Source organism: Pseudomonas sp. WS 5412 (assembly GCF_012985615.1).
Taxonomy (GTDB): Bacteria; Pseudomonadota; Gammaproteobacteria; order Pseudomonadales; family Pseudomonadaceae; genus Aquipseudomonas; species Aquipseudomonas shahriarae.
On sequence record NZ_JAARMB010000008.1, the window covers coordinates 227,879 to 236,933 of the forward strand.

Consider the following 9,055-nt stretch of genomic DNA (forward strand, 5'->3'; position numbering starts at 1 on the left):
TGGGCCGGGCATCCGCCCCCGCGTCAGGTCGGGGGCGAATGCCTAGGGCTTTTTTGGCCAGGTGGGTATTTCACGGCGGGCACCCGTTACTTGTGTAGACGGAGGCATTTCACCCCACTGTCCCTGGCCGCTGCTGGGGTCAGTGGGTTTGGGCGCCGGCGCATTTTCCGGCGGGTGGGCGGCAGATGAATGCTCCTGGCGACGATGGCGCAGGGCAAATTCGGCAACGGCCTCTATATCTTCCTCAGCGATGGCCGCAGCCCCACGCCACGCCGCATGGGCCCGCGCCCCGCGCAACCACACCAGATCGGCGCGCAGGCCATCCACACCAGCGGCAAAGCAGCGCTCGGTAATCTGCGCCAGGGCCTGGTCATCCAGGGCGATGCTTTCCAGGCGTGCACGGGCCTGGGTGCAACGCGCACGCAGCGCCGCTTGCTGGTCAGCCCACTGCGCACAGAACGCCCCAGGGTCACTATCGAAATCCAGGCGCCGACGGATGATCTGCCCGCGCTCGGTCGGCAAAGTCTGCCCGCTCAATGCCACGTTGAAACCAAACCGATCCAGCAACTGCGGACGCAATTCACCCTCTTCCGGGTTCATCGTGCCGATCAGCACAAAACGCGCCGAGTGCCGGTGGGATATACCGTCGCGCTCGATCAGGTTGGTGCCACTGGCGGCTACATCCAATAGCAGGTCCACCAGATGGTCAGGCAGTAGGTTGACCTCATCCACATACAGTACCCCGCCATCGGCCTTGGCCAGCACCCCAGGGGAAAACTGCGCACGGCCTTCGCTCAGCGCCGCATCCAGGTCCAGAGTGCCAACCAAACGCTCTTCGGTGGCGCCCAACGGCAAGGTGACGAATTGCCCGCTGGCCAACAGGTCCGCCAGGCCGCGAGCCAGGGTGGACTTGGCCATGCCGCGCGGGCCTTCGATCAGCACGCCACCGATCTTCGGGTCGATGGCGGTCAGGCACAGGGCAAGCTTCAGGTCGTCGGCACCGACCACTGCCGACAGTGGGAAATGGGGGATGTCAGTCATCAACTGTCTTCTTCTATGTCCAGCAACAGGTTTTCCAATGCCTCGCGGTACGCCCCCGGTGCCTGCCACATACCGCGCTGCTGGGCTTCCAGCATGCGCTCGGTCATGTCGCGCAAGGCCGCAGGGTTGTGCTGTTGCACAAACGCCCGGGTGTCGGGGTCGAGCAGGTAGGCATCGGCCAGCAATGCATATTGGTGGTCGTCGATCAGCGCCGTGGTCGCGTCGAAGGCGAACAGATTGTCCACCGTCGCCGCCATCTCGAACGCGCCTTTATAGCCGTGGCGCTTGACCCCTTCGATCCACTTGGGGTTGGCGGCGCGGGAACGGATCACCCGGTTCAGCTCTTCCTTCAGCGTGCGGATTTTCGGCAAGTCCGGCTGGCTATGATCGCCATGGTAGCTGGCGGCCTTGGCGCCACTGAGGGTTTCCACGGCGGCGAGCATACCGCCCTGGAATTGGTAATAGTCATTGGAGTCGAGCAAGTCGTGCTCGTGGTTATCCTGGTTCTGCAGCACGGCCTGCACCTGGCTCAGGCGCTGGGCGAACTGTTCACGGGCGGCGGTGCCTTCATCCGCCCCCCCATAGGCGTAGCCCCCCCAATTCAGGTAGACCTCGGCCAGGTCTTCGCGGCTTTGCCACAGGCGACCGTCAATCGCGCCCTGCACACCCGCGCCATAGGCCCCAGGCTTGGCACCGAAAATGCGCCAGCCGGCCTGCTTGGCCGCAGCATCTTCATCCAGGCCCGACTTGCGCAGCGCCTCGCGCTCGCTGCGCACCTTGGCCGCCAGGGGGTTCAGGTCGTCCGGCTCATCCAGCGCCGCGACCGCCTGCACCGCAGCATCGAACAGGCGGATCAGGTTGGCGAACGCATCGCGGAAGAACCCCGACACCCGCAGCGTGACGTCAACTCGCGGGCGGTCGAGCAAGCTGATGGGCAATATCTCAAAATCATCGACACGCTGGCTGCCCGTGGCCCACACCGGTCGCACGCCCATCAGTGCCATGGCCTGGGCGATATCGTCACCGCCGGTGCGCATGGTCGCGGTGCCCCACACGGAAAGCCCCAACTGACGCAGATGGTCACCATGGTCCTGCAGGTGCCGCTCAAGCATCAGGTTTGCGGATTGGAAACCGATACGCCAGGCAGTCGTGGTAGGCAGGTTACGCACGTCGACGGTGAAGAAATTGCGCCCGGTCGGCAGCACATCCAGGCGCCCACGACTCGGCGCACCACTGGGGCCCGCCGGCACGAAACGACCGCTCAACGCCTCCAGCAAGCCATGCATTTCCGCTGGGCCACAGGCATCCAGGCGCGGTGCGACGACGATGCGCAGGCTTTCGATCACCGATTTCACCTCCTCCCAGCCCGGCTCCTCAAGCTGTTCGAGCGGGCCTTCCAGCGCCTGTTCGATCAACCGCGCCGCATACAGCTCCAGGCGCTCGCGAGTATCGCCAGCGGTACGCCACAACTGCCCGTCGATCTTCTGCAGCACCTCGGGGCGGCGCCCGGTCCAGGGCTCGGCCAGGGCGCAGTCCAGCGGGTCAAAGCCCAGCTCAAAGGCCTTGGCCAACACCCGCAGCAGGCTTGATTGCGGACCCCGCCCATCGCCACGCGGAATGCGCAGCAGGGCCAGCAAGGTGTCGATACGCAGGCGGCCTTCGGGCGACTCGCCAAAGATATGCAGGCCATCGCGGATCTGCGACTCCTTCAGATCGCACAGGTAGGTGTCCAGGCGCGGCAGCCAGACGGCAGCGTCAGCCTCGTTATCCAGTTCCAGCTCTTGATCGATGCGGGTTTCGCGCACCAGCTTGAGGATGTCCTTTTGCAGCTCCAGGGCGCGGCGCGGGTCGAGCAACTGCGCCTCGTAATACTCATCCGCCAACAGTTCCAGATTGCGCAATGGGCCATAGGTTTCGGCACGGGTCAGCGGCGGCATCAAATGGTCGATGATCACCGCCTGGGTGCGGCGCTTGGCCTGGGCACCCTCGCCCGGATCATTGACGATAAACGGATAGATGTTCGGCAGCGGCCCCAGCAATGCATCTGGCCAGCAGTTCTCGGACAACCCGACGCCTTTACCCGGCAGCCATTCCAGGTTGCCGTGCTTGCCGACGTGGATCACGCCATGGGCGCCGTAGGTGTGGCGCAGCCAGAAATAGAACGCCAGGTAAGCGTGGGGCGGCACCAGGTCCGGGTCGTGGTACACCGCGCTGGCATCCACCTGGTAGCCCCGTGCCGGCTGGATGCCGACAAAGGTCAGGCCCAGGCGCAGGCCGGCGATCATCATGCGCCCGTCGCGGCACATCGGATCGTTATGAGGCGTGCCCCAGCGTTCCAGCACGGCCTGGCGGTTGGCCTCGGGCAAGCGATTGAACATCGCCTGGTATTCGTCCAGGCCCAGGCTTTGATGGCAGGGGCGCAGGTCGAGGCTGTCCAGGTCGTTGGTGACACCACCGAGCAAGTCATGGATCAGCGCAGTGCCGCTGGCCGGCAATGCATCCGGCAGCGGATAACCCTCGGCCTGCAGGGCCCGCAGGATATTCAAGGCCGCGGCCGGGGTGTCCAGGCCCACGCCATTACCGATGCGTCCATCGCGGGTCGGGTAGTTGGCGAGGATCAGCGCAATGCGCTTGTCGGCATGCGGCACCCGTGCCAGCTCGACCCAGCGCCGCGCCAGTTCGGCAACAAAGTCCATGCGTTCGGGGGCCGCGCGGTAGCACACCACGTCCGATTGGCTGCGCTCGCTGCGCCAGGCCAGGTCCTTGAAGCTGATCGGGCGGCTGATGATGCGCCCGTCCAGCTCCGGCAAAGCAATGTGCATCGCCAGATCACGCGGGCCGAGGCCCTGCTCGCTGGCTTCCCAGCCGGGCTGGTTGTCCTGGGCGCAGATCGCCTGGATCACCGGGATATTGCGGCGAAACGGCCGCAGATGGGGCGCTTCGGGGCTGGATTGGGCAAAGCCGGTGGTGTTCAGAATCACCGCCGCCCCGACCTCATCCAGCAAATCCTCGACCACTGTCAGGCAGCCGGGCTCTTTCAGGCTGGCCACCGCCATCGGCAGCGGGTTAAGGCCCGCCGCCTGCAAGCGTTGGCAGAACACATCAATAAAACCGGTATTGGCCGCCTGCAAGTGCGAGCGGTAGAACAGCACCGCTGCCACCGGCCAATCGGTGTTCCAGTCCGCCTGCCAGTCATTGAGGCACGCATTGGCGGTGCGCGGGTGATAGATCGCGGTGCGCGGCAGAGTTTGCGGCTCGGCCCACGGGTAATCGCGGCCCAGGAAGCTACTGGCCAGGCAACGATAGAAATCCAGCGCATTCCCCAGCCCGCCCTGGCGCAGAAAGTGCCACAGGCGGTCACGCTCCACCACACCCACGGTGCTCAGGCCGCTGAGTTCGGGATCGGGGCGATCATCCCCCGGCACCAGGATCAACTGCACGCCCTGCTCGGCCAGTTCCACCAGGCGTTGGATGCCGTAGCGCCAATAGCCGATGCCGCCGTGCAGGGAAATCAGGATGACCTTGGCGTGGCGCAGCACCTCATCCACATACAGGTCCACCGAGGCGTGGTTCTGCACCTGCATCGGGTTGGCCAGGCGCAGGCTCGGGTAGTCGTCGGGCAGTTGCTGGGCGGCTTCGGCCAGCAACGCCAGACTGGAATCGCCGCTGCACAGGATCACCAGCTCGGCGGGGGTTTGTCCCAGGTCGGCGATGTTGTCATCGGAGACGAAGCCACCGGGCTGGGTCCTGAGCAGGTGCATGGTTAAACGCTGAGCGCGGCGCGCAATTGCGCTTCAAGGCCCGCTGCATCCAGGTCCTGACCGATCAGCACCAACCGTGTTATGCGCGCTTCGTCGGCGCCCCAGGCCCGGTCGAAATGCTTGTCGAAGCGCGTGCCCACACCTTGGATCAACAGGCGCATCGGCTTGTTGGGGATCGCGGCGAAGCCTTTGACCCGCAGGATGCCGTGCTGCACCACCAATTGCGTCAGGGCATCAAGCAGCAGCGCTTCATCAGCCTGTGGCAGGTCGATGGAGATGGAGTCAAACGCATCGTGATCGTGGTCGTCTTCACCTTCGTGGTGATGATCGTGATGGCTATGGCGCCCGTCGATATGCTCCTCGGAGCCGGCACCCAGGCCAATCAGCACATCCAGAGGCAGGCGGCCGCTGCTGGCTTCGACGATTTTCACTGCTGGCGGCAGTTCTTCGGCGACTTCCAGGCGTACACGGGCCAGGTCTTCAGGGCTGATCAGGTCGGTTTTGTTGAGGATCACCAAGTCGGCGCTGGCCAGTTGGTCGGCGAACAACTCGTGCAGTGGCGATTCGTGGTCCAGGTTCGGGTCCAGTTTGCGCTGGGCGTCGACCTGGTCCGGGAACGCGGCAAAGGTGCCAGCGGCCACGGCCGGGCTGTCGACCACGGTGATCACCGCGTCAACCGTGCAGGCGCTACGGATTTCCGGCCACTGGAAGGCCTGGACCAGGGGCTTGGGCAGCGCCAGGCCAGAGGTTTCGATGAGGATATGGTCGAGGTCGCCACGACGGGCCACCAGCTCGCGCATCACCGGGAAGAACTCTTCCTGCACGGTGCAGCACAGGCAGCCGTTGGCCAGTTCATACACGCGGCCGCTGGCTTCTTCTTCGGTGCAACCGATGGAGCACTGCTTGAGGATCTCGCCGTCGATACCCAGTTCGCCGAATTCGTTGACGATCACAGCAATGCGCCGACCCTGGGCGTTGTCCAGCATGTGCCGCAGCAAGGTGGTTTTGCCCGAGCCGAGAAAGCCGGTGACGATAGTGACGGGGAGTTTGGCCAGTGTTTTCATCGGATGCCCTTTGGGGCGGGCATACGGGACGACTGGCCCTGCGGCGGCGCGCAGGTGCTGGATTCGTCACCGGATCACCCCGCCCGGTTGAAATGGAAAATCGGTTGCGAGGCAGGTCTCCTGGCTTGGGGCTTGCCGGCCTTGCGGCTGGCGCTGGCTGCGCCTTCCCGCCGTATTGGCAGTGGCGTGGCAGTCAGATAAACCCTTTACAGTTGCGGGGGCAGCCGCGGCTTGGACCGCGTTCCCTTCTTAGCTTCGACCGCAGTCGAAGAACCTCGAAGGTGCAAGGCTACGCAGTGCTTGAGGGACGGTCAATTCAAAACCATGCGAAGAGCCGCGGTGCCCAGCTACAGATTGACGGCCATCCCGCGCCCATGCTCTCCTACACATCTTGTTTCGGGTGCCCTTTACAGGGTGAAACGGGAAACCGGTCAATCATGCATGCATGACCAATCCGGTGCTGCCCCCGCAACGGTAAGCGAGCGAAGCGTCACAGCCACTGTGCTTCTGGCATGGGAAGGCGATGCTTTCAGGACTCAGAAGAGCCCCCTCGCAAGCCCGGAGACCGGCCCGAAAAATCAAATAACAAACCCGCGGTGGGCGGGCGCTGTTCAGAACCCTGCGTGCCCGGCTCGCGGGGTTTTCATGCGCTCGTGTCACCCTGTCACTCGAAAGGGACGTGCCATGTCGATCATCAGCAGCACCTCACACACCGCCAGCCGCTCCGCCACCTTGAGCCAACGCCTGACCGCCGCTATCGGCGCGTCGATCCTCGGTGCGTGCCTGGTGTATTTCGCCGGGTTCTCCCATATCGAGGCCGTGCACAACGCCGCCCACGATACGCGCCACAGCGCCGCCTTCCCGTGCCATTGAGACCTGCAACCATGATCAAGCGAATTGCGCAAACCGCAGGTTTCACCGGCCTGCTGGCCGCCCTGCTGCTGACCCTGCTGCAAAGTTTCTGGGTGGCTCCGCTGATTCTGCAGGCGGAAACCTACGAAAACGCCCCGGCCACGACCGAAGTGCATGAGCATGCGCCTGGCGCTGCGGCCCACAGCCACGACGCCGAGGCCTGGGAACCGGAAGACGGCTGGCAGCGCGTGCTGTCCACCACCGGCGCTAACCTGGTGGTCGCCGTAGGTTTTGCGCTGATGCTCGCCGGCCTGTACACCCTGCGCGCCCCGACCCGCACCGCCCAGGGACTGCTCTGGGGCCTGGCCGGTTACGCCACCTTTGTGCTGGCACCGACCCTCGGCCTGCCACCGGAACTGCCCGGCACCGCTGCGGCGGACCTGGCGCAACGGCAGATCTGGTGGATCGGCACGGCAGCCTCCACCGCCGCCGGTATCGCGTTGATTGTGTTTGGTGGCAACTGGCTGCTGAAGATCCTCGGCGTGGCGATCCTGACGGTGCCCCATGTGATTGGCGCGCCACAGCCCGAAGTGCACTCGATGCTCGCCCCGCAGGCCCTGGAAGCGCAGTTCAAGATCGCGTCGCAGCTGACCAACGTTGCGTTCTGGCTGGCCCTGGGCCTGATCAGCGCCTGGTTGTTCCGACGCAATCGCGACGACCAGCACTCGGCATGACAGCAGCCACCACCGCGCCGACCCTGGTGGTCGGCCTGGGTTGTCAGCGTGGCTGCAGCGTCGCGGCGCTATTGGCGCTGTTCAATGAAGCCTTGGCTGGCGCGGGAATCGACCCTCGGCACATCAGCGCACTGGCGAGTATCGACCGTAAACAGGATGAGCCAGGGTTACTGGCCCTGGCCGAACACTTGAGGTTGCCACTGCAGTTTTTCAGTGCCGAACAGCTGGCGATCCACGAAGCGCAATTGAGCCACCGCTCTGCTGTCGCGTTTGCCCATACCGGCTGCCAGGGCATCGCCGAAAGCGCCGCCCTGGCCCTGGCCGAGCACTTGGCCCAGCGCCCTGCCCGCCTGTTGATCAACCGCCAGAAAAGCCCGCAAGCCACCTTTGCATTGGCGTGCGCGGGCTGAATTCCCGATAATCCGCCTCCTTGATCATGAGCGGTCTTCATCTGCAGCCCGCCTCGCCGGCTTTTTCACAGGAATCCTCCATGACCGTCTACTTCATCGGCGCAGGCCCCGGCGACCCGGAACTGATCACCGTCAAAGGCCAGCGGCTGATCCGCAGTTGCCCGGTAATTATCTACGCCGGCTCCCTGGTGCCGGCCGCCGTGCTTGAAGGCCATCAGGCCGAAACCCTGGTCAACAGCGCCGAACTGCACCTGGAGCAGATCATTGAGTTGATCAAGCATGCCCATGAACAGGGCCAGGACGTGGCGCGGGTGCATTCTGGCGATCCGAGCCTGTATGGCGCGATTGGCGAGCAAATCCGCCATTTGCGCGCACTGGGGATTCCCTTCCAGATCATTCCCGGCGTCACCGCCGTGGCCGCCTGTGCCGCGTTGCTGGAGGCGGAGCTGACCTTACCGGATATCGCCCAAAGCGTGATCCTGACCCGCTATGCCGATAAAACCACGATGCCTGCGGGGGAGTCCTTCGACAGCCTGGCCAGCCACGGCACTACCATGGCCGTGCATCTGGGGGTCAATCACCTGGAGAAAATCGTCGCCGAGCTGCTGCCGCATTACGGTGCAGATTGCCCGATTGCCGTGGTACACCGGGCGACCTGGCCGGATCAGGATTGGGCGATTGGCACCTTGGCGGATATTGTCAGCAAAGTGGCAGCCAAGGGGTTCAGGCGCACCGCGCTGATTGTGGTGGGGCGGGTACTGGCCAGTGACAGCTTCAGCGAATCCTCGCTGTATCGCGCGGGTCACGCCCACCTCTACCGACCCTGACAGTGTGGGGGCTGGATTGCCTGCGATTGCGGTTTAACCGGCTGTAGAGAAGTCGCCTGACCCTCCGCTATCGCGGCATAATTCTCTTCTGGGGGTGTGTACATATCCGTTGCTGGGGTTACGGCGGCTATTGGTTCCGCCCTTACGGCGGGTCACTTTTGGAAAAGAGCCCCAAAAGTAACCAAAAGGGCTCTTGCCCCACCACTCGGTGCCTCGCCTAGGCTCGGCATGCCCGCAGTCAGGCATTGCTCCGTGGGCCCGCCGCGATCGGCCATCCATGGCCGTGTCGCGGCTACCCCGGCATCCATGCCGGGGTGCCCACTGCGCAATACCTGCCTGCGGCCAGCGTGGTTTAACGGGGCGCCT

The 9,055-nt window shown here is 64.4% G+C and carries 7 protein-coding genes and 2 riboswitches; of the genes, 4 read left to right on the forward strand and 3 right to left on the reverse strand.

Annotated elements, in window-relative coordinates; all coding sequences use genetic code 11:
- Nucleotides 1–42: 42 nt before the first annotated feature.
- The 3 genes from HBR94_RS13505 to cobW are packed head-to-tail and all read right to left on the reverse strand — an operon-like array spanning nucleotide 43 to nucleotide 5,866.
- Complete coding sequence (locus HBR94_RS13505; RefSeq protein ID WP_115128301.1) at nucleotides 43–1,041, reverse strand: AAA family ATPase; 999 nt, start codon at nucleotides 1,039–1,041, stop codon at nucleotides 43–45.
- A complete protein-coding gene (cobN, locus tag HBR94_RS13510; protein ID WP_170044964.1) occupies nucleotides 1,041–4,802 on the reverse strand; it encodes a cobaltochelatase subunit CobN in 3,762 nt (1,253 codons plus the stop codon). The genes HBR94_RS13505 and cobN overlap by 1 nt, the downstream gene beginning before the upstream one ends.
- A 2-nt stretch (nucleotides 4,803–4,804) precedes the next feature.
- Nucleotides 4,805–5,866 (reverse strand): cobalamin biosynthesis protein CobW, encoded by a 1,062-nt coding sequence (gene cobW / locus HBR94_RS13515; protein ID WP_057436756.1) that lies wholly within the window; start codon nucleotides 5,864–5,866, stop codon nucleotides 4,805–4,807.
- A gap of 92 nt (nucleotides 5,867–5,958) precedes the next feature.
- A riboswitch (cobalamin riboswitch) is annotated at nucleotides 5,959–6,159 on the reverse strand.
- Nucleotides 6,160–6,247: 88 nt separating this feature from the next.
- Nucleotides 6,248–6,455, forward strand: a riboswitch (cobalamin riboswitch).
- Nucleotides 6,456–6,550: 95 nt separating this feature from the next.
- Between cobW and HBR94_RS13520 the strand changes: the two genes are divergently transcribed.
- The 4 genes from HBR94_RS13520 to cobM all read left to right on the forward strand — a co-directional run bounded on the left by HBR94_RS13520 (nucleotide 6,551) and on the right by cobM (nucleotide 8,689).
- Nucleotides 6,551–6,739 carry a CbtB domain-containing protein gene (locus tag HBR94_RS13520; protein WP_057436758.1) on the forward strand — a complete coding sequence of 63 codons (189 nt, stop codon included), beginning with the start codon at nucleotides 6,551–6,553 and terminating at the stop codon, nucleotides 6,737–6,739.
- An 11-nt stretch (nucleotides 6,740–6,750) separates the two neighbouring features.
- Complete coding sequence (locus tag HBR94_RS13525) at nucleotides 6,751–7,452, forward strand: CbtA family protein (RefSeq protein WP_170044965.1); 702 nt, start codon at nucleotides 6,751–6,753, stop codon at nucleotides 7,450–7,452.
- Nucleotides 7,449–7,862, forward strand: coding sequence for a cobalamin biosynthesis protein (locus tag HBR94_RS13530; protein WP_170044966.1), 414 nt, complete (start codon nucleotides 7,449–7,451; stop codon nucleotides 7,860–7,862). Before HBR94_RS13525 ends, HBR94_RS13530 begins: the two co-directional genes overlap by 4 nt.
- A gap of 80 nt (nucleotides 7,863–7,942) precedes the next feature.
- Nucleotides 7,943–8,689 carry a precorrin-4 C(11)-methyltransferase gene (gene cobM, locus HBR94_RS13535; RefSeq protein ID WP_128593043.1) on the forward strand — a complete coding sequence of 249 codons (747 nt, stop codon included), beginning with the start codon at nucleotides 7,943–7,945 and terminating at the stop codon, nucleotides 8,687–8,689.
- The last annotated feature ends 366 nt before the right edge of the window (nucleotides 8,690–9,055 follow it).

What these genes read in the sequence shown, in the direction of transcription:
- HBR94_RS13520 (WP_057436758.1), top strand. Translation starts at nt 6,551, where the DNA reads ATGTCGATCATCAGCAGCACCTCACACACCGCCAGCCGCTCCGCCACC.
- HBR94_RS13530 (WP_170044966.1), top strand. Translation starts at nt 7,449, where the DNA reads ATGACAGCAGCCACCACCGCGCCGACCCTGGTGGTCGGCCTGGGTTGT.
- cobN (WP_170044964.1), bottom strand. Translation starts at nt 4,802, where the DNA reads ATGCACCTGCTCAGGACCCAGCCCGGTGGCTTCGTCTCCGATGACAAC.
- cobM (WP_128593043.1), top strand. Translation starts at nt 7,943, where the DNA reads ATGACCGTCTACTTCATCGGCGCAGGCCCCGGCGACCCGGAACTGATC.
- HBR94_RS13505 (WP_115128301.1), bottom strand. Translation starts at nt 1,041, where the DNA reads ATGACTGACATCCCCCATTTCCCACTGTCGGCAGTGGTCGGTGCCGAC.
- cobW (WP_057436756.1), bottom strand. Translation starts at nt 5,866, where the DNA reads ATGAAAACACTGGCCAAACTCCCCGTCACTATCGTCACCGGCTTTCTC.
- HBR94_RS13525 (WP_170044965.1), top strand. Translation starts at nt 6,751, where the DNA reads ATGATCAAGCGAATTGCGCAAACCGCAGGTTTCACCGGCCTGCTGGCC.